Raw genomic sequence first — 23635 nt, 5'->3', positions numbered from 1 at the left:
TATCGCTGGAGCACTCTTTTACTGTTTAATCTGTCCAAATTCTTCGAATGGTGGATAGCCCTGCATCTGGCCGTTGTCGCTCCAGCACATACACATCCGGGTTAGACAGTTTGGTCCACTCTTCATAACCAAAGGATGGTTCATACTCACGAATAAGCAGTGATAATAAGTTCCCATGTGTAACCACGGCCCCATGCTGTTCCGGTCTGCTCCACAACTCTTCCAGTAGTGCCAGCCCCCTTGCAGCAGCGTTTCGAGAAGATTCCCCGCCTTCTTCCACCCAATCCACATCATCGTATGTACGTTTCAGTACATCCATCCAGTTAGGCAGATCAAGAGAGCTAAGTACCCTCTCCTGGAGACGTTCATCCGTATGTATATGTTGCAGCGTTGCTATGCGCAGTGGCATAGCCGTCTGAACGGCCCTTTTCCATGGACTGGAGACAATATATGTTATGGCGTGATGAGCCAAGATATCTGCAAGTTTTTCAGCCTGCCTGATCCCTTCATCTGTAAGCTCTGCATGGGGTTCCTGCCCTGTGGCCTTGGCGTGACGGATAAGATAAATGGACTGCATAGCTATCACCTCCTATGGTGTAACCTACTTGGAGTTCATCTCAAGATATTGAAGTGCACTGCACATCTTCTCCTGCTCTTCCGGTCGGCCTGATGAACTGAGGAAAGTGACCTGATCCCCTGTTCTGTCTCCATGTTGAGCCACCAGCCCAAGCCGCTGCTTCAGATGGTTCACTGTGCCTGTACTGCCATCAATAATCTGTATATGATCGGGCAGAACCGTGCGCAGAATGGACGTATAGAATGGATAATGCGTGCAACCAAGCACCACTGTGCCATACCCATGAAGATCGAGATCTGCCAGCTTGAACCGGAAATAATCAGCGATTTTGCCTGGATTAAAATCCAGCTGTTCACACCACTCCACAAGTTCTGGCAGCGCAATGGAATCCACACTGTGGTGATCATCAACACGTGATACCAGTTCGTTATACTTGGTTTGGCTCAAGGTGAGGGCCGTGGCAAATACAAGCACTCTTTTCCCACTATCACGATTCATCTCCACGGCTGGTTTCACCGCAGGCTCCATGCCAATGATCGGGATATCGTACTTGGCGCGCAGATCCTTCACAGCCAGACTTGTTGCTGTATTACAAGCAATCACGATTGCTTGAACATCCTCCTGAACGATGGCTTCCACACAATCAAAAATATGTCCTCTAACCTCATCCGCAGACTTCGTTCCATACGGGACATGTAGGGTATCCGCATAGTACAAAAATTGTTCTTCTGGAAACTGTTGTAATGCCTTATGCAAAACGGTTAAACCACCGATGCCTGAATCAAAAAAAGCAATTTTCTTAGTCAAGGATTTCACCTCTATAATGTATTCTTTCGGGTTCCAAGAACCTCTCAATGCTGCTCATGCTGACTGGAGGTGAGGTTTGTACTTCCGGCTCATCACACACTACAGTGCTTGACGGCTTGCGGGAACCATTCCGGTTACGGATCGTTCTTCTGATCGCTGTTGTCTCCAAATTTTCTTGAATAACCCTATAGATGTATAAATTCGGAGACAAAGGCGAACGCTATCGCTTCTTCAGAATCGATTCCGCCCCCTCCATTACTTCCGCTAAGTCAGGTACTATAGAGAAGATGAACCATTATTCTACGTTCATTTTATACTGTCTGAGCCAGTCCTTGCCACTATGCCACGTCTCTACAGGGTTAAGCTCTCCGAGCAGTTCAGTACTTGCCTGAGCCATGATCCATTCCTTGAGACCATTATCTGGACTGAATTCGAGCTGCTCTAGCAGCAGATGCAATCCTTCCTCACCCGTATTCAAGATGTCGTCGTAAGCCTCACGGTTACCAGCAATATAATCATTGGGATTACTGCTGGTCAGGAGGACAGGGGCGCTAACCATCTGCTGCAACTTGCTTTCAATGGTTGCTGATAATGCTTGGTCTTCTGTCCGAGTCGAACATGCTGCTACCGTCAATGCTGTGCATATGGATAACAAACCCAGAATCAGTCTTCTGCGATTCACTGTACCACTCCTTTCAACAACGAGTTAACTACAGAACAAGTTCCCATTGTTCTTCGGTAAGCTCCTGACCTGACAACATCTGCTTGCGGACTTCCTTCACTTCAAAGCCCACAGATTGATATAATCCACGCGCGCCTATGGGTGATAAATTCAGCAAAGCTATGATCATAATTATACTCGTTTCGATAGATTCGGATATGCGCATCAATGACATACTGCAGATCCTTTTGTACGAAAGTGCGGATCATCAGACATCACAGTCCTTCCTCAAATCTACAGTTGTGATACTGAAATCCACACCGAACTGAATTAATCCCAGTTTACGGGCAACTTGCTGTGAAGCGAGATTATCCCAAGATGTACTGTAGATTGGCATGCGTCCACGCTCCTTGACATAATACTGCCAGCACTTTACCGTCTCCGCTGCATATCCATGTCCTCTATAACCCGGTGCCGTATATAGACTCGCTTCCGCCCCATAATCGGAGAGCCTTGCGGAGCAACACACTGCCACAGCAGAATCACCAATAACATAAGCGGCAACAGGGCTTTTTTCATACAAGTGATCTGTTAATTCAGGGAAATTCTCTGCCACCAAATAATGCTGCTCCTGACCAATCAACTGAACCTTCTGATTCCACTCGTCAGATGACTCAGGAAAAGCATAGGCGGGTCCCATCCACACACGGTTAACTGGCTCAAAGGTTTCCACCTTGCGAATTAGTTTCGGAATATCCAACGGAAGCTCGCAATCCTTACCCAATTCATTCATTAAATCCGGCGGTAACTGCTCATGGTAATAGATCAGTGAACCAGCAGAAGTCATGCCGATAAAAATGGCTGGAGCCTGCCCACCACCCGGCTCGTTAATGCTTAATAGACGCTGCTGCTCATTGATTGTATACAACGTGCTCACCTGTATTTTCAACATTTCCATAGACGACAGGTTGGATTTTGGAACCATAACTATGAAGTTAACCTTTGCAATAATCGTTTGCCTTCACTGCCTTTACCAGCTTCTTGCTGCTCCAGAAAATCGGATAATTCACGTAAATCAGCCGGGCGATATCCAGCCCCGCACCCGCAATTATGATAGGTATAACCATGACGATACAACATCATCACTTTGGTCCATTGTTTGGTATCATTTTGCTTGGGCGCCTGGAAATCGTGTCCCATGCTGACCATAGACGTGGCACATTGTGGGCACTTATATTCAAGTTGGGCCACCACCTCAGGGCTTAGGTCATGTCTGGAAACTTGTTTAAATGATTTGCGACAAATGAAACATGCATAGATGTCTTTATATGGTCCTGACAAGGCATATCTGCACATCATCTGCACCCCCTTAATAATTTCCATTATACGGGATTTCACACACATATACGAATGGATTTTGCATATTTGCGAAAATCCAACCACTAACTCATTGACCTTAAATCGTAGCTTGTTTCCAGGCCTCACCAAGTTCCGCAATCGATGCGTACCGCTCGGACCGATCATCGCTCACTGCACGTATCACAACCTGATACAACGCTTCTCCGGCATCCCATCTCTCATAGGAACGATCTTTCTCCCCACCAAGCAACCCAAACGCCATTGCCCCCATGTTGAATACATTGGTAACCACATCTATGGGTGCGCCTAGCTCAAACTCTTCGGGTGACATAAAGCGGGAAGATCCCCACATACGCCCCATGGTATTGGTAAAAGAGCCCTTCCGATACAAGTCGATATCACAAATCTTCATAAAGTTTCTGTCAAAATCATAGATCAGACTGCCATCATACAGATCAACAGCTACATAACCTCTTCGTTCCACCTCGATATGAAAATTCAGAATCTGCTCCATCGCCTGAATACGTGTCTTCACTGGGAGTTGTCTGAACCGATAGTAGGGCGAACGCGGATCTTCATACTTAGCCGGAGGCGGAAAATACCAGTGGGAGTGAAGACACTCCCCATCCACCCAATCGAAGACACAGGCATACCCCTCATCCGTTGCAAAATGATCCGTTAGTCGAATCAACGTGTCATGCGCGAGATCCTCATAGACGGAAACAGATGATTTCAGATTACGAATGGCTTCCGGGGGACTTCCCGTATGATTCGCATGAATTGTATGTGCTCCCGCATACTTTACGAACAATCGCTTTCCATCCTTTTGCACAATACCGAAGGAGAGATTCCCTGAATCCTGCTGATCGAATACACGAAAGACCGTACCCAAGGGCCGTAACCAATCGAAAGAATGAGACTCTTTTAAAACAAAGGAAACACTATCTATCTCATGTTTAACCTGATCTGTCATAGGACTCCTCCTGTGGTGATATCATCATCCAATCTTGAGGGCTCTGTATAAAAGTAATTCATATGCGCCTCATCATATCCCTGACCGTTGACTTCCAAGGCATTACGCTCGATGCCATAAATTTCAAATCCATATCGCTCGTATAAACGTCGGGCTGATTCATTGGTTGTCACTACACTCAGATTAATCTGCTTGATACCTTCCAGATGTCTTCCCCGATCCAGCACCTCGCGGAGCAAACGCGAAGCCAGCCCACTTCCCCGATATGGCGGAGCTACATAGACGCCCCAGATCATGCCTTTGTGCCTGAGCTTTAGGCCGTGTTCCCTTTTGAAACCCATCATTCCCGCCAGTGTTCCTTCTGTTGTATATGCTCCCAGAATATAATCATCGGGCTCATTATGTATGCGTTCCCGTACTTCATTTATGGGGATCTGAATGGACAATTCAAACGAAGCCCCGAAGGCTTCAGGATGTGTTTTCAATGCTTCCAGTCGCAAAGGCCAGTAGAGGTCTGCTTCATCCCGCTGAATATTGCGAATGGTATAGGTCTCTTGCTTTCGGCCTTCATTCATTCTTCGACCACTCCCTGCATCTCATAAGGATAATCGATCTGAAGTTTTACATTCGCTGCCGCTTCCTGTCCTGCAAGCAACCCAACAACATAAATCCCCAGATCAATAGATGTAGCTACACCACCGGCAGTAATTACATTTCCATCTTTTACAATCCGCTTCTGAATCACCTCAGTGACATACGGCTCAAGCAAATTATATGCACGGGGATGTGTTGTTGCTTTTTTGCCGGATAAAAAACCAGCTGCACTCAGCAGCAGAGAGCCTGTGCACACCGAAACCTTCAAAGGCACAGACTCAGCCTGTTCCAGCCAACCTACAAATGCCTCGTCATATCGAAGCTTGCGCGTTCCCATGCCCCCGGGGATAAACACGAGATCATATTCCGACAGGTCAGGCTTCACCCGATCCACCTTCAACGTTAGACCAGACTCATCCGTGACCTGATCTGTCATTGCACAAGTTTCCCACGTCGTTCCTTTGGTAGGTTCAAAGAAATTCAACCGATTGATCACATCATAAAACCCTGCAAAATCAAGAAAAGTCAGTCCATCAAACAAAACGAATGCAATTTTCATTGGTAACCTCCGCGTTTTAATTTGGAGCATCCTGATTAAGTTTCTGATTCCGATCCCGTTCCATTGCTTCCTTCACCCGGTCACGATCTGGCAGCTTGCTATTGATATGAAAGAGCAGACCCACAATCACAAGAAGTAAAATAATGACGATGAATTCGAATACGGCTAACCCCTCCCATTCGCAAACTGTACAATTTTGGCTCCTACCAAATCTCTATTTTAAACCACGGGCGATGATCCACTCCAGCCACTTCCAGGGTAGCAGTGCTTTACCTATGATGAGCACACGCGAACCTTTCCCCAAAGCATATCGAAGTCTTGGTGCACGCATCCGTGCTATTCGGCCAATCAGATCAGCTACCTCCTGTGGATCAGGTGCCGTCTCGCTCGCATGTTTGGAATAACGAAGAACCGCGTCCAGCTTATGTTTATACGGAGAGTCCTCGCTCCGGTGAATCTCACCCAAACCTTTATTCCAGATCGGTGTACGATAAGAGCCAGGCTCAACTAATACCACCCGAACACCAAACGAAGACATCTCATGACGCAGACTTTCCGTAAATCCTTCCACAGCGAATTTGGAGGCAGCATAGGGCGCATACCCCGGAAAACCGGACAACCCACTGACGCTGGACAAGTTAACAATTAACCCCTGCTTCTGTTCACGCATCACAGGCAGGACGGCACGTGTCACAGCGATTAATCCAAACAGATTCGTTTCCATCTGGCGCCGCCAATCGTCCATCGATACTTCCTCAATGAACCCACCCACCGCAAATCCCGCATTGTTCACCAGCATGTCGATTCGTCCATTGGTTTGAAGAACGGTCCCCACCGCTTTGTCCACTGATACAGCATCGGTTACATCCAGTTGTACATATTGCAAACGTTCAGATATCCCAGCCTGCTCAGCCAGCCTTGCCAATTCTTCTTTCCGACTCAGATCACGCATTGTAGCAACAACGCGATACCCCTGCTTGGCAAGGGTGATTGCGGTAAGCATACCGAAACCACTGGAGGTACCCGTAATTAAAGCCACCGGAGCGTTCACTCCTCCCTTGGTCTTCTTCACTGCATCAAGACCCGTGTTGGTTCGTCCCTGCCCGTCCTTAGTTAAATGTTCCTCTGCTGTCACGGTGTGTCCTTCTTTCCTCGGTAAATTACTTACTTCCCGTTCCTACCTATACCGCACGGCCCCTACTGCTTAATCCGCCACTCCATTATGCCGTCTCTCCACCCTGCGCAGCTTCGTAAGTCCCGGTTCAAACGTATACGGTACAAATCTGATCTCAGGTAAGGTGCATTCAAGCCGCTCTCCCAGCTTCATCAGTTCCAGCAGTACATTGGTCTCTACGTGAGCCATCACTGCGCTCCCGCCAAGCCGAAGGGATACCTCCATTGTTCCGTCCCCTTGCTGCACCACACGATAATGTTCAATATCCGGCGAAGCCGCAATGACCGAACGGGTAACGAAATCTGGAAAGACAGGTACCGACTCACCCGTATGTAGTTGTGTAAAATAAAGCGTGTCATCACAGCGGCCTTCAATCCGCTCAATGGCAGTAAACGGGGAACCACAGGCACATGGCAGCGCCGCCTCGGTCAGAATATCATTCAGCCGATACCGGATGATCGGCTGTGATGTTCTGGAGAAGTCCGTAATAATGGGCACAAACCGCCGGGTGGCGGGATCAATGTACTCTTTTTCAATATGCACGATGTCTTCATTCAAATGCAGTGTGCCATAACGACAGGTCGCACCCAGGAACCCTTCTGTACACTGATAGACTTGACTAACGGTTTGTCCGAACACCTGCTCCAGCACCTTGCGATCCAGGGGGTCCAGCACCTCGGCAACCGAGATGATTTTATCCGGTACAGCAGTCAGTTGGCCTGCCACATAGGCATCCGCCAACAGACGCAGCATGGATGGAGGAGCTACCCATACAGTAGGTTGGTATTCTTCCAACCGTCTCACCAAGGTCTCCACACGCTCTAGCAGATCAAAATACTGAAACTGCAATTTGCCACGCTGCACCGATTCATACAGATTACTGTTGGCACGCAGGAAAAACGCAATCTTGGCAGGTTTCCTCAGTCCACCGGGCAGCAACTTAGCCAGCACTGTGCCCGTCCACGCATCCTGCTCCCGATCACTCACCAGAAATATCCCCCGGTTCCCTGACGTGCCCGAAGACAGTCCAACCGTCACGCCTTGAATGGAAGGTTTGAAATCACGCGTTTCTTCACTTTCACCTGCAAGAGCCAGCGCTTCGTCCTTGGTAATACCCACCGTGTTCAGTGTATCGAAGTGCTCCATCATGATTGATTTGTTAATCAACGGAAAGCTTCTCCAGTCGGATGCGTCCACGTCACCCCACCACTTCCGGTAAAACGGAGATCGGGCACGGATCTGATGAACATGCCGAATAATCCGGCGCTCTTGCCAGCGCTCAAGTTGTTCTCGCGTTTTCCATGTTCGCAGCCCACGTGCGAGTGCATAATGAACTACAATGCGAAAGGTATTACTCATCGTTTCTGCCCTCCCGTGCCCCAAGCGTCCAGTACATCTCGACAATGACTCGGCACAATCCGAATCTGGGGAAATTGCTGATGCAGCTGAACCAGCTTGTCAAAATTACGGTGGTATTCCTGTCGATTCGACATAATAATACCCGCGAGCGCATGAGGTCTGCGCTGTTCACGAAAAGCCCGACTTGACCACACCGCGTCCGCGCACAGAAAATAGTCATGTTCTTCTGTACGCAGCAGGAGTCCCATCATGCCTTCCGCATGACCGGATACATCCACCCCAAGCAGACTGCCATCACCAAGGATATCGTAGACCTCATCAAAAGGGAACTCTTCCCCCGCTCTGGTCCAACGCTCAGGCTGACGCGTAACAGGCAATGATCTGGCCTTAAAATCCTCGGGCAACAACCCGGCAAGAAAACCTGCCTTTACAGCCGCAATTGGACCGAGTGAGCGCACGGCATCATAGGCTCTTGGCAGATAGATGAATTGTGCCTCCGGGAAATCTCGTACACCTGCGATGTGATCACCATGAAAATGAGAGAGGATGATATACCGAATATCCGAAGCTTTCAATCCAATTCGAGCCAAAAAATGAACGGCACTATCCTCTTCACGATAGACCACTGGTGTAATATGACGATACATTGCATTAGGCAAATAAGCCGTTTCCTCGAAAAAGCGGGAACTATATCCCGTATCCAACAGGATCGGTCCATGTACGGGATGAATGATGCAGGCAAATCCTGCCGGGAAAGGCACCGAGCTTAACCGACCACCGCGCAGCGTCAGAAACTCTGGATGTGTACAGTAACCCGCCGCACCCAAATATAGTTCTACTGGAGTTGTCGTCAGCATGATTCTGCCCTCCACCAGTCTGCAAATTGTTGTAATCCCTCTTCAATGGACACCCGAGGGACGTACCCCAATTGCTCCCTTGCATCCGTAATATCCAATGTCTGTGGAATAGATAAGGAGCCGACTGTATACCGTGTCAACGCAGGTTCACCCAACGCAGGAATATAGCCATGAACTCGCTCTAGCAACGCTGCCACACCATATGCCATCCGATAAGGAATGTTTCGACGACACAAGGGCATATCCAGCATGCCAAACAGGCTGCTCACCAACTCACTGAACGCCCTTGGATCGCCATTGGAGATATTGTAAGCTCTACCAAGTGCTTCGTCAGAGGCATCTCGGCACAATAATAGGGCATCCACCACATTATCCACACATGTCAGATCGATTAATGCCTGTCCATCACCGATCATGGGCACGCCCGACTTCGCATTCGCTGCGACAATCCTTGGAAATAACGTCTGATCATACGGACCAAAGATGGCTCGCGGTCGAATCATGATTGACGGAAGCCCCTTCGCATGCCCCTCCATTACAACCTGCTCAGCGAGAAGCTTCGTGGCTGCATAATGATTGGCTGGTTTGGGTGGCAGCGGGTCATTCTCATGTACGTTATATCGTGGTATGTAGTTAAAATATATACTTGGAGTCGAGACATGTATGAATCGAAGTACTTTATTATGCAGGCAGCCATCCATGAGGTTTTGTGTGCCTTCTACATTACTGCTATAAAAGTCACGATATTTACCCCATGGCGATGATAGTGCCGCACAGTGAAACACCATATCCTGTCCTGCACACGCTTCGTTTATTACTCCCTCATCCCGTATATCTCCATTCAGGAATCGGATTCCTGCCAACTCAAGTTCTGCACCAACCTTTGGCTGTCGGCCCATGCCAGTGACTTCCCATCCCTCTTTGGCAAGCCGCATCGCGAGGTGCCTGCCCAGACATCCCGTAGCTCCTGTAACCAATGCTCTATTCATTGTTGTTCACCGTTCCATTCTATGTCATGAGTCAAAGCTTCAGTCAGCGAGCACTTCTGCGATCTTGCCAGACGCCATGCGGCCAGCACCACTCCGAATTGTTCAAATACAGGCTGGATATCCTGCCCTACATAGACCACATCCCTGGTTCCACGCCACGCTGCTATCCATGCACGGCGCTTTCCTTTGCCTAAGATCTGCTGTACTCCACTTCCCAGCATGGGAAGCATGAGCATGGCTTTGCTGCCCGGTGCGGGCGTAATCATTCTTCCTTCCTTGACCAACGTCTCCGGTTCAGTCAGTGCACGCACCAAGTCATCTCCAGGGTGAAACAGATGAATCCCACTCGTTGCCCTCGGATTACACTCAATTGCGTATACTTGCCCATCCGGACCTTCTATAAAATCAAACCCAATCTGTCCACTAAAACCCGTTGCCTCAACAAATTGTCTCACCCACGCAAGGGCACCTTCATGTTCTACCTGTTCAAAAAAAACACTCGCTCCCACGCTACCTGTACGATAGCGGCTGTCGTAAGTGGAATGCGCAACCAGTTGCCCTTCATGCGCTATGCTGTATGTACATAACATCTGACCAGGAATGTAGGCCTGTGCAACCCAAGGCGAAACAGAGGATAATTCCCCTTCTTCCGGTGGGTCGTTACGGATATGTCGACGGCTCTTTTGGCTTACGTTTCCTTCCTGATCAATCCCTGTCCCAGCGTCATCGGTCATGAGTATTGGCATGCGAACTTTGGCTGCGAAACGGGAATACACCGGTTTCCACACCCAATTTCCTACTTTTCCCAGAACAGACTGAGCTTCCATCCATTCCTCCCGACTATGGATCAGGTGTGTATCTGGAACCGAAAGACCGAGTGACCCTGCAAGCTGGATAAAATCATATTTATGGTGCAGCTCATGCAGCTGCTCCAGAGTTGTAACTAGAACACGGCAATATGCACGCAGTCTGTCTGCACCTTGAGCAACATAGAAGACTTCTTCACACATTGGGATCAGAAGGTCAATCTGCCAATCCTGTGTCAACCGTTCCAACTCCGCCAGATACGCACCTGTGTCATGACGTGGCGACGGGACCACAGCAGACTGTTCCACTGCACGAGATAATCTGGTTAGATGCCGTACGGCACTCTCCGCAACATAGACCCGATGGCCTGCCCGATGAAGCATGCGTGCCAGATCTAGCGTTACGGGAGCCCTTCCGCCTGTAAGCAGCACACGGAGAGAAGCAGCTGTACGATGTCCTGTTTCCCCAGATCTAGTAGTCAAAAATGAGTCCTCCCAATGATAATCCGGCAGCCGTGCCAATCATCAACACCCGATCTCCACGCTGAATACGCTGTTGTCTAATCGCTTCATGCAGACCCATCGGGATCGATGCCGCAATCGTATTGCCGTGATTTCGTGTGATGTCCATAAACCGATCTTCAGCAATGCCAAGCTTCTTGCGAATCAGTCTCATCGCCATGGCACTTCCCTGATGGGGAATAACCAATTGGAAATCCTCCATCTGACACCCAGTCGCCTGCAACATATCACCAATGAATCCAGGCAAAAGTCTGGATGCCATGCGGAAGATGGCTTGTCCATCCATATGAAATAGGTAGGGCTCAGGCTGATCCGCCTTATAATTCGAAGCATGCAGCCGTGTACCTCCACCTGCAATCTCCGAGAAGCGAGCACCTCGGCTGTAGGTTTGAAGGGAAGCATGTACAATCTGCGACGAAGATCCTTCAGGCGAACGTTCAATAATGACGGCGGCCGCTCCATCTCCGAACAGGGCCGCACTTTCTTTATCAGACCAATTTAGTCCGGCTGAGGCAATCTCGGTGGCTACGAGCAATACTCGCTGGTAACGTCCAGCATCTACCATATAGGAGATCACATCGAGTCCATTCAGGAAACTCAGGCAGGTTGCATCCATATCAAAAGCAGGTACGCCTGAATCTTGCTGCCCCATGGCCTGCTGGATAAATACCGCCGTACTTGGCAACGGTTGTTCCTTCGTGCCACTGGTACACACCAGACAGTCGATATCACTGAATTGTAATCCTGCATCCACCAGTGCAGCTTCCGCAGCCCGCGCGCCCATGAAAGAGGAGGTTTCTTCACCCGAAGCATAATGGCGCACACCTACACCTGTGGCTTTGCTGACCCAGCCCGCAGGCACGTCCAAGCGGCGATCCAGTTCCTCATCGGTGACTTCCTGTTCAGGCAGGTACTTCCCTGTTCCTGCGATCCTTACTCTTCTAAGTTGCATTTCCCCAACCTCTTTCTGTTCATCTGACTGATATATTTAAGTTCAGCTAATTGTATTTACACTTACACTGCGATGACAGAACAACTTTCCGATCGCTGTTATCCCCAGATTTTTTTGATTCCTTTCTTAAAAGGGAAATTCCGGGGATAAGCATATGCTTCCGATGCAGCTTTCTTTCAGAAAGCTTTTAGGCGAACGCTCCGCTTCTTCAAGTTATTTCTGCCCTCTCCGTTATCGTGTAATGTTTAGTTGAACATATATAACAAAAGGGCAGATGCCTCTGCCCTTCCTGTTGTGTTTTCTTTTGTATAAAGTGTCATTTCTTCTTATTCAGAATCTCGGCAAGTGCAGCATCCAGCGTACCGTATGTGAACGCGAATCCTTCTCTCTCCATTCGCTCGGGAATCACCCAACGACTTTTGAGAACCAGTTCCGTCTCGGTCTGAATGAAGCGTGCGCCCAGTTCAAGCATCCAGCGAGGAGAAGGCAGGCCGATCCGAACACCCATCTGTTCTCTCAGACGCGCCATTAGCTCGCGATTCGTCACCGGATGCGGAGAGGAAGCATTGAACACACCATTCAAGTGTGGATGCTCTTGCAGATAGATCACCATGCGAAACAGATCCTCGATATGAATCCAGCTGAACTGCTGCGTTCCTGCCCCTTGCGATCCTCCCAGTCCAAAACGGACGAGGTTCGTCATGGGCACCATCACACCACCCTCGCCCAGCACAATCGCAATCCGCAGTGCAATCTGACGCGTAGACGGCAGACTGAATTCAAAGAAAGCCTGTTCCCATGCCTTGGCAACGTCGACCGAGAATCCGGAGCCAATCTCGCCCTCTTTTTCCGTCATGGGACGATCTTCAGCATGTCTGTATATCGTTGCTGTACTCGAATTAATCCATAGTTCAGGAGGATGATTACAAGCCAGAATGGCTTCGCCGAGAATGCGCGTGGTACGGGTTCTGGATTCCAGAATGACTTTGCGATTCTCATCCGTATAACGGCAGTTCACCGATTTACCTGCCAGGTTAATCAACAATTCTGCTTCTTCCAGTGCCTCTATGATTCCCGCACGATCCTCCCAGGCAATATGACCGGGCTGACGCGAGATAATTATCACCTCATACCCCAGCTTTCTGAACCTTTGGGCAAAATCCTGTCCGACAAATCCCGTTCCACCAGCTAATACAACCTTCTTCACGGTATCCCCTCATTTCCCATACTGGGTAAAGAATTCGTAAGGTATAGATTGGAATGCTTCTATGCATGCAAAATGCAGATATTAGATTAACACCGCCGGTGACCCGTTGGTTTGATTTAATTCGCACCCAGGGCTGCGTACAAGCGATCCCGCTCTTCGATAGCCCATGCGTTTACAGGGTTTTGTTCCAGCTGATATCGGAGTTCATCATAAAAATCATGGATCATGAATCCGTCCGGCAAGTTCCCAAGCATCGCTGAAAAGTTGTACTCGGGCAGTGTTCTCTTTCCTTCACTGATCTGCTTCAACCAATCCATCCACTTTGCAAGAGTAAGCACTTCCTCCTGCCATAACTCAGCCTGTAACCCAAGCGCATCCTGAAGTTGCTCGTACGCCAATGGATCGGCGAAGACGCGGCAGGCCTGAACAGCCAGTTCGTACAACTCGGTCACTGCACGGCGTACCTCATGCTCAAGTTCGACCTCCAAGCCTCCCATGTAATCCTGAACCTGAATGCTCTGTCCATCATCGTATAATAGCGGTGTCTGGGCCAACAGGCGTACAATCTCTTCCATCTCGTGCATTGAAACTCGCTTCTGCTCATAGAGAGCAGGTAATTGATATGCTGTAATGATCATTCACTCCTACATCGTTCTTCTATTAATGACCTATATTATAACATGGTTTGGCAATCATCTATCAGGATAACTTGACTATCCACTACAAGTTGTAGTAGTTTATACGTACTACGTAGTGTAGTAATACGATCGTTATGGACGCATAACGATGTTAAGGAGTGTTCACTGTGAACCAGATTCAAAAATTATCCGAAACAGAAATGGAGTTAATGGTTGTTATATGGTCATGCGCCCCACCGGTCACCTCGACAGAACTATTAGACATATTTGCCGAGAAGGGGAAAGCGTGGAAAGCGCAGACCATGTCTACCTTTCTGTCACGGTTGGTGGATAAAGGCGCACTTACCGTCACGAGACGTGGACGGACCAATGATTATGTACCTCTTCTACAGCCCGAAGATTACAAACTACAGGAAACGCAACATGTTCTTGATGGACTGTATCAAGGTTCAGTCAAGAATTTGGTTTCGGCCATGTATGATGGCGACAAGCTTTCAGACGATGACATTTCAGAACTGAAAAAATGGCTTTCGGAAAAGTAGGTGCAGATGATGAACATCTTTTTTGAAATTCTGTGCAGCCTGACCGTGGCGGGAAGTATCGTTTCTGTTTGTATTTTGGCACTACGACTTATACCCATATCTGTTTTTCCGACCAAGTGGCTCTACAGACTCGGTAAACTGGCTCTCTTGTTTTATCTGTTCCCGGTATCTCTTGGCCTTTCATGGCTTTTGGATATTGCATTCCAAACGACATCAACTATACCGGGTACGAAGAATGCAGCAGCTTCGGGCGTACTTGCAGGAACGTTTATCCCGGAACAAACCATTTCGGTAACCACTGCCTGGTTCTTGTTATGCGGATGGGGCATTGGAGTCATCAGTTTTTCTGCATGGCAGGTGTACTGTTATCGGAGATTTCTGAATGAATTATCTCGTACACGTACCCCAGTCCTCTGTCATAGTGAGGCAGCTATACAGCTACCATTAATCAAAGAGGCTTTGGGTCTCAAACGCAATATCACGCTTGCTCACAGCACGCTAGTACGAAGCCCTATACTGGTTGGCTTGTTTAAACCCACGATATATCTGCCACCCGAAAATACGGTGAAAATGGACATCAGCATGGTAATTCATCATGAGTTGGTACATCTGAAACATAAAGATCTGTGGGTCAAGGCTGTGACCTTGGGGGTTAGTGCCCTGCACTGGTTCAATCCTCTGATTCATATGATTCGCAGGGACATTCATACCTGGAGCGAGTTGGCCTGTGATGAAGATGTGGTGAAAGAGATGTCCCACGAAGAGCGAAGACGATATGGTGAGACGATTTTAAATGTGATGGCGGGAACCAAGAAAATGCCTGCTCAATTTTGTTCATCCCTATCGGGTGAAGGCAAACAATTAAAAAGGAGATTGATGATTATGTTTAATGTAAAGAAACTGAAAAAGAAACATTGGGTAATAAGTATGGGAGCCCTCCTGCTTATTACAGGAGTAAGTACGTCCACCGCAGTATGGGCATCAAACCATACGGTTAAAGTAGAGGCTGAAGCTTCTGAAACTGTGCCTGTTCCTTCTACTGATGGATCTTCTGAAATCGTAACTTCTCCCAAAGAGGTCGGAATTTCCGAAGCTGTAACTGCTCCTTCTACTTCCGAAACCCCTGAGATCGTGGCTCTCCCTGAGGATGAAGTTTCCGAAGCTGTGCCAGTTCCGTCTGCTACTGTACCTTCTACTACTGAACCTTCTGAGGCTAAAGTTGTAGAATCAGCCACTGTTCCTTTTACGGGTGAATCTCCTGAAATCGTAGCCGTTCCTTCGAATACCCAATCCCCCGAAATCGTAGCTCTCCCTGGGGATAAGGTTTCAGTAACTGTACCTGCTCCTTCAGAGAAATAACCTATACATTAAGGAGCAGTAACATCCTTATATGCAAACAGGACGAAGCATAGATCTCCAGCTTCGTCCTGTTTCCGTTTTCTGTCATTTGCACTAGATAAGTGTTTTGATCGTAGCAAAATATTCACGGATCATGTTGACGGGTTTCAGATAACCCGGTGACGGGGCCGATATGCCATATTCTGCCGCATAACCGTTCTTGGCAGCGATATACTTGGAGCGAAACATATGATAGTCACTGGTGACAATCATGATCTCAGGGTGTTCTAACCCGGATTCAAGAATGATTTTTTTGGAAAAGGCCAAATTCTCCTGTGTACTTGTGGAGCGATCTTCCATAATGACTTGGGCAGGGTTAATCCCCTGTTCAATCAGATAGTTTTTCATGGCGAGCGCTTCGGGAATCGATTCCCCGGGTCCCTGCCCACCCGATACAATGACGGGTGTCTGAGGGTGACTGCGAATGTAGTCCAAACTTGCATCTAACCTTTGTTTTAGGGTCAATGACAATTCCGTTCCACGGATGCCTGAACCCAGAATAATGACATAGTCCGCTTCTTCCGGATCATTCGTACCAAGCTGTGTGAATACAAGGGCTTCGATAATGACAAAAGAGACAGCAACAACGCTAATTCCGGTAAGGATAATCCGTTTCAGAATAACATGCTTCTGATAGTCAATCCGTCTTAGAACGATAAAAGCCACCGTGATCATTCCGAAAAACATGACTGGGAACCTTTGGCCCCAGAAGGTCAGGAACGCCACAAAACATGCCAACAGGACAAGATCAATGATCAGTGCATTTTTGTGTAAGAACTTTTTTATCAAATCCGTAGACACTCCTTCTTGTACCCGCTATTCCGCAAATCACTTATTATTCAAGCTGTTATTATCGTTAGTTTCGGCCATTGTTCCTGCCAGCACTTCTTCTGTACTCTCTGATTATAATAGTCAGCATCCGTGAAGAATGCACTTTTGCGGACTATAAGGTGATACAGATCATGCAAACCATGCGGAGCACAGATGTTCACCCGGTCCTCTTCATCCAACTGTACGCCTATAGCAGTCACAACTTCTGGCCAATAGCGAAGAGCATCTTCAGTAGAATGATAAGGAACTGTGCCATTGCGCAGATGCATTCTCGCCTGATTTTTGACCGACCACTTTGAATTGCCCGTCTCCTCACGAAGCTGTTGTTCGAGCTGTATGTCTCGCTCCTCACGCAAGTCTTGCGCATCATAATAGACAACATCAATATCGCTGTGAAGTTCACGAAGATCATATCCATGCAGAACATCCCAGATATAATTACGAATATATCCTGCACCTATGTAACTTTGAGGTAAATGGAGACTACGAACTCTCCGCAGGTCATGCATTAATTGCTCGTGTTTGATGATCGTCTGAATGAATAAGTCCTCATGTAACATATCTGCCTCCTGCAGTTTACCTCATTGTCCTCTTATAGCTGTTAACCTTCATTCCAATATATCATGTTTACCTGGCTGCAATAAAATGAACAACCCTTGAACATCCTCTGTACAACTTCGAATCTCTGACTAATCACAACCAAATAACCCATAAACAGCTTCGGTGATCCGAATGTTTATGGGTTACAATGATCGAGTTTGAAACGGTTAAAATTTATTTAATTGGTATCCAGATTTGTGGCGGTTGATTGGGGCCCGGGTATACTTCCAGCTCCGGCATATGTGCGTGCTCATAAGGGTTGGATGGAAACCATTCCGAAATAATCCGTTTCCACAGAAGCTGCATACTCTCCGGCATCGGGCCTTCTACTTCAAATACACTCCATTTGGAAGCAGGCATGGTGAAGCTTGATAATCCTTCCGGTACTTCACCATCGTAAGTTGTAGCGATCCAGTATTGCATCTGTTTTTCCTGAATTTCGCTCTGATCCACAACGACACCGAGTAAACCTGGAATATCCCCATTGTTCAGTTCAAACAAACGATCCTCTGTGCCGCTCGTCCACGCTTCCCGCCACATCTTCCCGATGCCTTGCAGATGTTCTTGATCAGCATATGAGAAAGTTTTCTCTATCCCAACCAACGTAAATTCGGGATGTTCAACGATTTTATATTTCATCGGCTCTGCTCCTTTTAGACTCACTTGAATCACCAGACGATTATACGATTGGACAGTGTTACTATTCTTTCGAGCCTCACTGGGTGCGATCCCATGTTGTCTGCGAAATGCTTTGGAGAAAGATTCCGGTGTGTCGTAACCGTATTTAAACGCCAGATCAATGATTTTGTGATCACTTTGCAGAAGCTCATGTGCCGCCAGTGTCAATCGTCTGCGTTTTATGTACTCAGCTACAGTAACATCAGTTAATAAGGCAAAGGTACGTTGAAAGTGAAAAGGAGAGATATGGGCCTGCGCTGCAATCTGCTCCATCGTCATATTTTCGAGCAAGTGGTCTTCCATATATTGAATAGCGACCTGTAATGCGTTGATCCAGTTCATGTAATAATCACTCCTTGATGTCTAATATAACGGATAAACCACCCAACAACCTGTCATGTTGTGCTTTCATATGTCCGGTTAATGTGCAACGACGTAGTTCATATAACGCCTGCTCACAGAATTTGACAATGTAAACGATTTACTATAGCCTACGAGTATAATGATCGTTCTATCTTATTTTGAAGGGAGAGTATCACTGATCATGAGCAGCAAAAAGGAAATGCTTTTGAACGTGGCTGAAGAATTGTTCTACCTTCACGGCTTCCATTCCATCGGTTTGAAGCGGATTATCACGGATGCCGGGATCGCGATTATGACGCTATACAATCATTTTGAGTCGAAGGATGATCTCATCGTCCAGGTGCTCCTACGGCGCGAACAGCGTTATTTGGAACAACTCCGGCAATATGCAGACAATAAAGCACAACCCATGTTCCTCAATCTGGCTGAAGGCCATGCACGCTGGCTGAAGGAACACGAATCAAGAGGGTGCTTATTTCTACGTGCCAAAGAAGAATTCGGAGGTCATACAGATCATATCATCGTCCAAACAGTGAATGCGCATAAAAGACATATGCGAACGTTAATCCAAACATTGGCGCCTGCTGCAAGTGATCGAGATCTATTGCGATTCTCCCTGCTGCTGGAGGGTTCCACGGCACTTGCTGAGACAGAAAATGTAAATGACGTCTGCCATGAACTGATCCATATGACGCAAACCAGTTTCAAATAAAGCTATTCCGGGTGAGTTAATATTTCAACTCACTTTTTTATTTCATAAGAAATATAATGATCGTTCTATCTAAAAGGCGGTGGATTAAATGAAAAAAATTATCTTTCCAGGCATTGCACTAATCGCTGTATGTTATGCATTCGGGCGATTCGGTTATGGACTGTTTATGCCGGAAATTTCGGAAGCTTTACAATTAAATGATGCAGCCTCTGGCGCGATTAACTCAGGAACGTATATTGCCTACTGTCTGTCCCTTCTAACTGCACCACTGTTGATTAATCGCAAGGGACATCATTATGTCATTCAATTGGCAGGAATCAGCGCAGTGATCGGATTAACCGGCATTGCCCTGGCTCAGAATGCATGGGTTCTTACATTTAGTATATTTCTAGCAGGTTTGAGTACAGGCTGGGCCTCTCCAGCCCTCGGTAACACGGTTAATGCCGAGCTTGCTCCCGAGCTACAAGCAAGAGGCAACAGCTGGATTAACACAGGGACCAGCTTCGGGATTGTAATATCAGGTCCACTCTACTGGCTGTTCACGGATTACTGGCGTCTAACCTACATCCTGTTTGCTGTGATCGGTGTTGTTGTTCTGCTGTGGAACAGACGTGTTATTCCACCTACGAAGACACTGCCTTGTACCAAGTCTCTCTGGGCATGTATGAAACCAACCAGACCAGGGTCCGCTCTGCTCATGGCTTGTCTGTTGACAGGTTTCAGTTCTGCAATCTACTGGACCTTTGCCCGCAACTTCCTCACAGACGAGAAAGGGGCCTCCGATTCGGAAGCCGTGTTGTTCTGGATTGTGATGGGGGTTATGGGGATACTCGGTGGATGCGCCGGTCGCATTATTGAACGGTTCGAGATTGGGTGGTCCTACCGAATGGGCATACTTTTATTGGCGATCTCACTGGGGGTAATCCTTCTTCCATCCATGACTGCCAGTCTCATCTCTGCGATCATATTTGGGAGCACGTATATTTTCCTGACCAGTGTATTTATCGTTTGGGCGACGAGACTATTCAGTCCAAATGTGTCCATCGGAATTAGCCTTGCCTTTCTCGCGCTGGGTGTTGGGCAATTTCTTGGCTCATCCATGGCAGGGTATACGATCGAAGTGTTTTCCAATACAACGGCATTTCTGGCCTTTGCTGTACTCGGCCTGTTTGGATTGTTAATTCGGGTGAAATGAATGACATAGCAACCTTCTGCTCGTGTTATTCTACTCGGCGCACACTTCCGGTCACTCCATGTTGAAGCTGTACATCTGTAAAAGTAACCGTCGTCCCTTGCCCAATGGGGGACTGGGCCACAATGCCAACTTTGATTTCATCCGGGCAGTCGAGGCCGAAATAACGTACCAACTTCCACTTCTCTCCATCCTGAGAATAATGGAAAGCAAAGCTCTTGCCTGCCCGGGCTACACGTAAATAAGGCTTGTTAACGTCTACGGGTGCTGATACACAATCATCCGAGTTACCACGAGTAACAACACTAAGAATAGACGGCTGTTCTTCAAAATATTCGAAGCAGACTTTAGCCCAATTCGTATCGTCCACCCTCACCATCAGGCAGCCTGAGTCATACTGTTCTTTCATGTCCACCTGTACTCGAGTGACGATGCTGAAATCTCCCTTGACTATCGTATGTAAAAATGGAGCTGAAGCTTTCACCGGCTCACCTCCCGGATCAATGAAAAAGTCACTGATCGGCGAAACAGTTATCGTTACTTTGCCGTCATCAATGGACCAATCTGCTGGCTCGTTCAGCCATCTCAGGTTGGCGGATAATGTTTGACCTGAACAATGTTCGAATAGATTCGTCATGTGGCACACCCTTTGTGTTGGAGTATAAGTTCTCTAATTTCTCTATTTGTATTCGGTATATGTCATGGTTAATCCTGTAGGTTTTACATCAAGTTCCCATCCTTGATATCAGTTGAAAGAAATCGTCATTATTAACAAGGTAATTTTATCCAAAATATGATAAACTGGACAAACGAGATTACTTCAATAATTTGAATCACAACAGGAGGTCATCGTATGTTTGGTGTTAATGTGAAAAAAGTAGAAGATCAACTGGTCATCCGCTGGCAGTTCTCCAAAATTGAAATTCCCCTCACACATATCACATCGGTCACCCTGGATGATACGTACGGTGGAAGCGAACCATCTGCCATTCGGCTCGGTCCAGTCAATGGCACAAGCGAGAGGATTCTGATCCGTACAGTGAATCAATCGTATATTTTATTCACTTCGAGCGTGACTTTATATCCCAATATCCAAGCTATGTTACACCCGTCAAACTAGATTGTTGCTCGAACCAGATTTTCATGTTTCTCGGAAGAGGGCCCCATGTACATATGCACACCAACAAATGAAGCGTTAGTATTCGCTGTAAGAATTAATGCGAATACTAATGCTTCATTGATTCCAATTTAAGTTGAAAGTGGGGTTCTTATAGCCAACTCCACTTCGGTAACTGATCGAGCGTAATAACCTTTGCGCTATGGTACACTTCCTTCAAAAATGCCACATCATTATGCGTCCCGTCTCTCAGGAATCCACCTGTCCAGGTACAGAACCAACTCCAGTGTACATCCTGTTCCTTCATCTGCTTGGGGTCCGGAATGGAGCCATTCTCGGCCAGTGCAATGATTTTTCTATCCTTCACAAGCTCACGCAGGTTGGCGTAACGCGCAGCCAACGGGCTGTGGTCTCCTGCTTCCGGGTATACATCCACACTGACAATATCCACGACATCATCACCCGGATACCATTCCGGTTTTTCCGAGTTCCAGACCCAGATGAGATTGTTCAGCTGATGTTCTTGAACCAATCGATCATACAACAAACAATATAGCTGTTTGGCAGGTTCGGGGCCTTTCGCTCCCCACCAGAACCACCCACCTTCTGCTTCATGAAGCGGTCGAAATAATACAGGTACACCCGCATCCTTCAACTCTTGCAAGTGAACTGCAATCGCATCGATATCCCGGATCAATAACTGATATGCTTCCGATTCAGTATCAGCAAGCGCATAGGCCAGATCATAGGTTGTGGCATCCGTATAGAACCCCCGCCACCACTCTTTACCTGGTTCATTGATCAGATCCGTCGGTGCGTTCCAGTGCCAGCATAACGTCACAATCCCGCCTTGTCTGTGCCAGTCCATCACATCCCGAATCTCCTGGGAGACCGCACCACGCTCTGTTCTTGAAGGGGAATATTCCATGAGATCAAAGCCAATCACAGCTGGCTTTCGGCCTGTATTTTCATTAACCCAGTTAAGATTGCTGTAATCCTGCTGGCCTGATAACATTCCTTTTCGATAACGCTCGACCAGGAACGCCATCAGCTCTTTTGCTTCAGCTGACGCTGCTTTATTCACCGGAACTCTGCTGATCTCACGCACTGTCATCTCTACACCTCCAATTGGATTTACCATGTTAACCCACTACACCAGAACGTTCAATGCTCTCAACGAAATAGCGCTGAACAAACAGATACAGAATAATCAGCGGTGCAATAGCCAGCAAAATGCCTGTATCCACGATCATCGCCACATAGTTCGGATCAGCCTTGATGCCCGAGTTAGAACCAAAGCCCATCAGTTGCGGAATCAACTGGTTCGCCTGTGCAGGCAAGGAAGCCACCTTCAGGGAGATCAGTGGACTTTCACTCATGAATAACGCCGAATAAAACGTGTCATTGTACTGCCAGACAAACGAGAACAAAATGACCGTAATCAGCGGCGAGATTGCATTGGGCAGCATGATACGGGCAAACGTTTTGAATCCACCTGCGCCGTCAATCAGTGCAGCCTCCTCGATCTCCTTCGGCATGCCCTTGAAGAACTGACGGAAAATATAGATGAACAGCCCCGCCTTCAGCCCTCCCGCCGTAGCAGCCGTAATCATTGAAGGCCAGTACGTATTGAGCAGGTTAATGCCGTTCTTCCCCGTGAACAACTGGATAATGCCCATAAAGTCAAAGCTACGGAAATGCAGATACATCGGTACCATAAGCGTACTTGTCGGCACCAGAATCGTCAAAATCACCAGCACAAAGAGCACATTACTACCCGGAAACGAAAACCGGGCGAAGCCGTATCCGGCAAGTGCACAGGATATGGCTGTCAGAAGCGTTGTGATGGTAACGAACAATAACGTGTTCGCCAGCAAAGGCAGATAATCCATCACTTGCGCCGCTAGCCGGATATTATCCAGCGTAAAATGCTGAGGAATCATATAGATCGTCGGATTGTAGATATCCTGCTTATCCTTGAACGCAACTGACACTTTGAGAAATAACGGATATAAAATAATAAATGAAATGCCGATGACCAGTGCATATCTGAATATGGAATAGAGAAGGTCCGATGTCTTGTTTCGCACCCGCTGCATGTGGTAATTCTGTTTGGGAACCACCACCATGCGATCTGTTCCTGACGCAGCCATAATCTGAAGCCTCCC

The 23635-nt window shown here is 47.5% G+C and carries 28 protein-coding genes; 5 read left to right on the top strand and 23 right to left on the bottom strand.

The features are described from left to right. Positions 1 to 25 precede the first annotated feature (25 nt). The 17 genes from MKZ13_RS08855 to MKZ13_RS08775 all read right to left on the bottom strand — a co-directional run bounded on the left by MKZ13_RS08855 (position 26) and on the right by MKZ13_RS08775 (position 14034). Entirely contained in the window at positions 26 to 577 is a 552-nt protein-coding gene (locus MKZ13_RS08855; protein WP_339183432.1) for a histidine phosphatase family protein, read from the bottom strand. A 24-nt stretch (positions 578 to 601) separates the two neighbouring features. Next, positions 602 to 1384: a glutamate racemase gene (murI, locus tag MKZ13_RS08850; RefSeq protein WP_339183430.1), complete on the bottom strand. Its 783-nt coding sequence runs from the start codon at positions 1382 to 1384 to the stop codon at positions 602 to 604. 295 nt (positions 1385 to 1679) lie between these two features. Then, complete coding sequence (locus MKZ13_RS08845) at positions 1680 to 2066, bottom strand: hypothetical protein (protein ID WP_339183428.1); 387 nt, start codon at positions 2064 to 2066, stop codon at positions 1680 to 1682. A gap of 28 nt (positions 2067 to 2094) precedes the next feature. Beyond that, positions 2095 to 2235, bottom strand: coding sequence for a hypothetical protein (locus MKZ13_RS08840; RefSeq protein WP_339183426.1), 141 nt, complete (start codon positions 2233 to 2235; stop codon positions 2095 to 2097). 78 nt (positions 2236 to 2313) lie between these two features. Beyond that, positions 2314 to 3003 (bottom strand): GNAT family N-acetyltransferase, encoded by a 690-nt coding sequence (locus MKZ13_RS08835; RefSeq protein WP_339183423.1) that lies wholly within the window; start codon positions 3001 to 3003, stop codon positions 2314 to 2316. Positions 3004 to 3032: 29 nt separating this feature from the next. After that, on the bottom strand, positions 3033 to 3245 hold the full coding sequence (locus MKZ13_RS08830; protein ID WP_339183421.1) for a hypothetical protein: 213 nt from the start codon (positions 3243 to 3245) through the stop codon (positions 3033 to 3035). 256 nt (positions 3246 to 3501) lie between these two features. After that, the gene (locus MKZ13_RS08825) at positions 3502 to 4377 is read right to left on the bottom strand and encodes a serine/threonine-protein kinase (RefSeq protein WP_339183419.1); all 876 of its coding nucleotides are present in this window, start codon (positions 4375 to 4377) and stop codon (positions 3502 to 3504) included. Then, positions 4374 to 4952: a GNAT family N-acetyltransferase gene (locus MKZ13_RS08820; RefSeq protein WP_339183417.1), complete on the bottom strand. Its 579-nt coding sequence runs from the start codon at positions 4950 to 4952 to the stop codon at positions 4374 to 4376. The genes MKZ13_RS08825 and MKZ13_RS08820 overlap by 4 nt, the downstream gene beginning before the upstream one ends. Continuing rightward, positions 4949 to 5530, bottom strand: a complete 582-nt coding sequence (locus MKZ13_RS08815; protein WP_237176254.1) for a DJ-1/PfpI family protein — start codon at positions 5528 to 5530, stop codon at positions 4949 to 4951. The genes MKZ13_RS08820 and MKZ13_RS08815 overlap by 4 nt, the downstream gene beginning before the upstream one ends. A 214-nt stretch (positions 5531 to 5744) precedes the next feature. After that, positions 5745 to 6665: an SDR family oxidoreductase gene (locus MKZ13_RS08810; protein ID WP_339183414.1), complete on the bottom strand. Its 921-nt coding sequence runs from the start codon at positions 6663 to 6665 to the stop codon at positions 5745 to 5747. Positions 6666 to 6734: 69 nt separating this feature from the next. Continuing rightward, on the bottom strand, positions 6735 to 8063 hold the full coding sequence (locus MKZ13_RS08805) for a F390 synthetase-related protein (RefSeq protein ID WP_339183412.1): 1329 nt from the start codon (positions 8061 to 8063) through the stop codon (positions 6735 to 6737). Continuing rightward, on the bottom strand, positions 8060 to 8920 hold the full coding sequence (locus tag MKZ13_RS08800) for an MBL fold metallo-hydrolase (RefSeq protein WP_339183410.1): 861 nt from the start codon (positions 8918 to 8920) through the stop codon (positions 8060 to 8062). Before MKZ13_RS08800 ends, MKZ13_RS08805 begins: the two co-directional genes overlap by 4 nt. Continuing rightward, on the bottom strand, positions 8914 to 9909 hold the full coding sequence (locus MKZ13_RS08795) for an NAD(P)-dependent oxidoreductase (RefSeq protein WP_339183408.1): 996 nt from the start codon (positions 9907 to 9909) through the stop codon (positions 8914 to 8916). Before MKZ13_RS08795 ends, MKZ13_RS08800 begins: the two co-directional genes overlap by 7 nt. After that, the gene (locus tag MKZ13_RS08790; RefSeq protein ID WP_339183405.1) at positions 9906 to 11198 is read right to left on the bottom strand and encodes an ATP-grasp domain-containing protein; all 1293 of its coding nucleotides are present in this window, start codon (positions 11196 to 11198) and stop codon (positions 9906 to 9908) included. Before MKZ13_RS08790 ends, MKZ13_RS08795 begins: the two co-directional genes overlap by 4 nt. Next, entirely contained in the window at positions 11188 to 12189 is a 1002-nt protein-coding gene (locus MKZ13_RS08785) for a beta-ketoacyl-ACP synthase III (protein WP_339183403.1), read from the bottom strand. The genes MKZ13_RS08790 and MKZ13_RS08785 overlap by 11 nt, the downstream gene beginning before the upstream one ends. Positions 12190 to 12505: 316 nt before the next feature. Continuing rightward, positions 12506 to 13396, bottom strand: a complete 891-nt coding sequence (locus tag MKZ13_RS08780) for a TIGR01777 family oxidoreductase (protein WP_339183400.1) — start codon at positions 13394 to 13396, stop codon at positions 12506 to 12508. Positions 13397 to 13512: 116 nt separating this feature from the next. Beyond that, complete coding sequence (locus MKZ13_RS08775; protein ID WP_339183398.1) at positions 13513 to 14034, bottom strand: hypothetical protein; 522 nt, start codon at positions 14032 to 14034, stop codon at positions 13513 to 13515. Positions 14035 to 14201: 167 nt separating this feature from the next. Between MKZ13_RS08775 and MKZ13_RS08770 the strand changes: the two genes are divergently transcribed. Together MKZ13_RS08770 and MKZ13_RS08765 are read left to right on the top strand one after the other, a co-directional pair. Continuing rightward, positions 14202 to 14576 (top strand): BlaI/MecI/CopY family transcriptional regulator, encoded by a 375-nt coding sequence (locus MKZ13_RS08770; protein ID WP_221822817.1) that lies wholly within the window; start codon positions 14202 to 14204, stop codon positions 14574 to 14576. Positions 14577 to 14582: 6 nt separating this feature from the next. Next, a complete protein-coding gene (locus MKZ13_RS08765) occupies positions 14583 to 15935 on the top strand; it encodes a M56 family metallopeptidase (protein ID WP_339183396.1) in 1353 nt (450 codons plus the stop codon). A gap of 93 nt (positions 15936 to 16028) precedes the next feature. Here the strand turns inward: MKZ13_RS08765 and MKZ13_RS08760 are convergent, their stop codons facing one another. The 3 genes from MKZ13_RS08760 to MKZ13_RS08750 all read right to left on the bottom strand — a co-directional run bounded on the left by MKZ13_RS08760 (position 16029) and on the right by MKZ13_RS08750 (position 18425). Further along, positions 16029 to 16763 carry a YdcF family protein gene (locus MKZ13_RS08760; RefSeq protein ID WP_339183394.1) on the bottom strand — a complete coding sequence of 245 codons (735 nt, stop codon included), beginning with the start codon at positions 16761 to 16763 and terminating at the stop codon, positions 16029 to 16031. A gap of 50 nt (positions 16764 to 16813) precedes the next feature. Next, the gene (locus MKZ13_RS08755; protein ID WP_339183392.1) at positions 16814 to 17365 is read right to left on the bottom strand and encodes a nucleotidyltransferase family protein; all 552 of its coding nucleotides are present in this window, start codon (positions 17363 to 17365) and stop codon (positions 16814 to 16816) included. Positions 17366 to 17579: 214 nt separating this feature from the next. Then, complete coding sequence (locus MKZ13_RS08750; RefSeq protein WP_339183389.1) at positions 17580 to 18425, bottom strand: AraC family transcriptional regulator; 846 nt, start codon at positions 18423 to 18425, stop codon at positions 17580 to 17582. Positions 18426 to 18627: 202 nt separating this feature from the next. Here MKZ13_RS08750 and MKZ13_RS08745 point away from each other — a divergent pair, with 202 nt between their 5' ends. Further along, positions 18628 to 19158, top strand: coding sequence for a TetR/AcrR family transcriptional regulator (locus MKZ13_RS08745; protein ID WP_339183387.1), 531 nt, complete (start codon positions 18628 to 18630; stop codon positions 19156 to 19158). An 88-nt stretch (positions 19159 to 19246) separates the two neighbouring features. Continuing rightward, on the top strand, positions 19247 to 20353 hold the full coding sequence (locus MKZ13_RS08740; protein WP_221822795.1) for an MFS transporter: 1107 nt from the start codon (positions 19247 to 19249) through the stop codon (positions 20351 to 20353). A gap of 25 nt (positions 20354 to 20378) precedes the next feature. Here the strand turns inward: MKZ13_RS08740 and MKZ13_RS08735 are convergent, their stop codons facing one another. Continuing rightward, positions 20379 to 20987: a DUF1349 domain-containing protein gene (locus MKZ13_RS08735; RefSeq protein WP_339183384.1), complete on the bottom strand. Its 609-nt coding sequence runs from the start codon at positions 20985 to 20987 to the stop codon at positions 20379 to 20381. Between the two features lie 216 nt (positions 20988 to 21203). Here MKZ13_RS08735 and MKZ13_RS08730 point away from each other — a divergent pair, with 216 nt between their 5' ends. Further along, complete coding sequence (locus MKZ13_RS08730) at positions 21204 to 21470, top strand: hypothetical protein (RefSeq protein WP_339183382.1); 267 nt, start codon at positions 21204 to 21206, stop codon at positions 21468 to 21470. 148 nt (positions 21471 to 21618) lie between these two features. On the opposite strand, the gene MKZ13_RS08725 is transcribed toward MKZ13_RS08730, so the two are convergent. Together MKZ13_RS08725 and MKZ13_RS08720 are read right to left on the bottom strand one after the other, a co-directional pair. Further along, positions 21619 to 22608 carry a glycosyl hydrolase gene (locus tag MKZ13_RS08725; RefSeq protein WP_221822789.1) on the bottom strand — a complete coding sequence of 330 codons (990 nt, stop codon included), beginning with the start codon at positions 22606 to 22608 and terminating at the stop codon, positions 21619 to 21621. Between the two features lies 1 nt (position 22609). Next, complete coding sequence (locus MKZ13_RS08720) at positions 22610 to 23620, bottom strand: carbohydrate ABC transporter permease (protein WP_221822787.1); 1011 nt, start codon at positions 23618 to 23620, stop codon at positions 22610 to 22612. Between the last annotated feature and the right edge of the window lie 15 nt (positions 23621 to 23635).

Origin of the sequence: Paenibacillus sp. FSL R5-0701, assembly GCF_037973995.1 — a bacterium.
Lineage (GTDB): Bacteria > Bacillota > Bacilli > Paenibacillales > Paenibacillaceae > Paenibacillus.
Note: the sequence above shows the minus strand (reverse complement) of the source record. Positions and strands in the feature narration are given on the sequence as shown.

What these genes read in the sequence shown, in the direction of transcription:
- MKZ13_RS08740 (WP_221822795.1), top strand. Translation starts at nt 19,247, where the DNA reads ATGAAAAAAATTATCTTTCCAGGCATTGCACTAATCGCTGTATGTTAT.
- MKZ13_RS08855 (WP_339183432.1), bottom strand. Translation starts at nt 577, where the DNA reads ATGCAGTCCATTTATCTTATCCGTCACGCCAAGGCCACAGGGCAGGAA.
- MKZ13_RS08775 (WP_339183398.1), bottom strand. Translation starts at nt 14,034, where the DNA reads ATGATCATTACAGCATATCAATTACCTGCTCTCTATGAGCAGAAGCGA.
- MKZ13_RS08785 (WP_339183403.1), bottom strand. Translation starts at nt 12,189, where the DNA reads ATGCAACTTAGAAGAGTAAGGATCGCAGGAACAGGGAAGTACCTGCCT.
- MKZ13_RS08825 (WP_339183419.1), bottom strand. Translation starts at nt 4,377, where the DNA reads ATGACAGATCAGGTTAAACATGAGATAGATAGTGTTTCCTTTGTTTTA.
- MKZ13_RS08805 (WP_339183412.1), bottom strand. Translation starts at nt 8,063, where the DNA reads ATGAGTAATACCTTTCGCATTGTAGTTCATTATGCACTCGCACGTGGG.
- MKZ13_RS08800 (WP_339183410.1), bottom strand. Translation starts at nt 8,920, where the DNA reads ATGCTGACGACAACTCCAGTAGAACTATATTTGGGTGCGGCGGGTTAC.
- MKZ13_RS08765 (WP_339183396.1), top strand. Translation starts at nt 14,583, where the DNA reads ATGATGAACATCTTTTTTGAAATTCTGTGCAGCCTGACCGTGGCGGGA.
- MKZ13_RS08755 (WP_339183392.1), bottom strand. Translation starts at nt 17,365, where the DNA reads ATGTTACATGAGGACTTATTCATTCAGACGATCATCAAACACGAGCAA.
- MKZ13_RS08745 (WP_339183387.1), top strand. Translation starts at nt 18,628, where the DNA reads ATGAGCAGCAAAAAGGAAATGCTTTTGAACGTGGCTGAAGAATTGTTC.
- MKZ13_RS08830 (WP_339183421.1), bottom strand. Translation starts at nt 3,245, where the DNA reads ATGGGACACGATTTCCAGGCGCCCAAGCAAAATGATACCAAACAATGG.
- MKZ13_RS08735 (WP_339183384.1), bottom strand. Translation starts at nt 20,987, where the DNA reads ATGACGAATCTATTCGAACATTGTTCAGGTCAAACATTATCCGCCAAC.
- MKZ13_RS08730 (WP_339183382.1), top strand. Translation starts at nt 21,204, where the DNA reads ATGTTTGGTGTTAATGTGAAAAAAGTAGAAGATCAACTGGTCATCCGC.
- MKZ13_RS08750 (WP_339183389.1), bottom strand. Translation starts at nt 18,425, where the DNA reads ATGAACTGGATCAACGCATTACAGGTCGCTATTCAATATATGGAAGAC.
- MKZ13_RS08820 (WP_339183417.1), bottom strand. Translation starts at nt 4,952, where the DNA reads ATGAATGAAGGCCGAAAGCAAGAGACCTATACCATTCGCAATATTCAG.
- MKZ13_RS08815 (WP_237176254.1), bottom strand. Translation starts at nt 5,530, where the DNA reads ATGAAAATTGCATTCGTTTTGTTTGATGGACTGACTTTTCTTGATTTT.
- MKZ13_RS08840 (WP_339183426.1), bottom strand. Translation starts at nt 2,235, where the DNA reads ATGATCATAGCTTTGCTGAATTTATCACCCATAGGCGCGCGTGGATTA.
- MKZ13_RS08720 (WP_221822787.1), bottom strand. Translation starts at nt 23,620, where the DNA reads ATGGCTGCGTCAGGAACAGATCGCATGGTGGTGGTTCCCAAACAGAAT.
- MKZ13_RS08795 (WP_339183408.1), bottom strand. Translation starts at nt 9,909, where the DNA reads ATGAATAGAGCATTGGTTACAGGAGCTACGGGATGTCTGGGCAGGCAC.
- MKZ13_RS08835 (WP_339183423.1), bottom strand. Translation starts at nt 3,003, where the DNA reads ATGGAAATGTTGAAAATACAGGTGAGCACGTTGTATACAATCAATGAG.
- MKZ13_RS08725 (WP_221822789.1), bottom strand. Translation starts at nt 22,608, where the DNA reads ATGGTAAATCCAATTGGAGGTGTAGAGATGACAGTGCGTGAGATCAGC.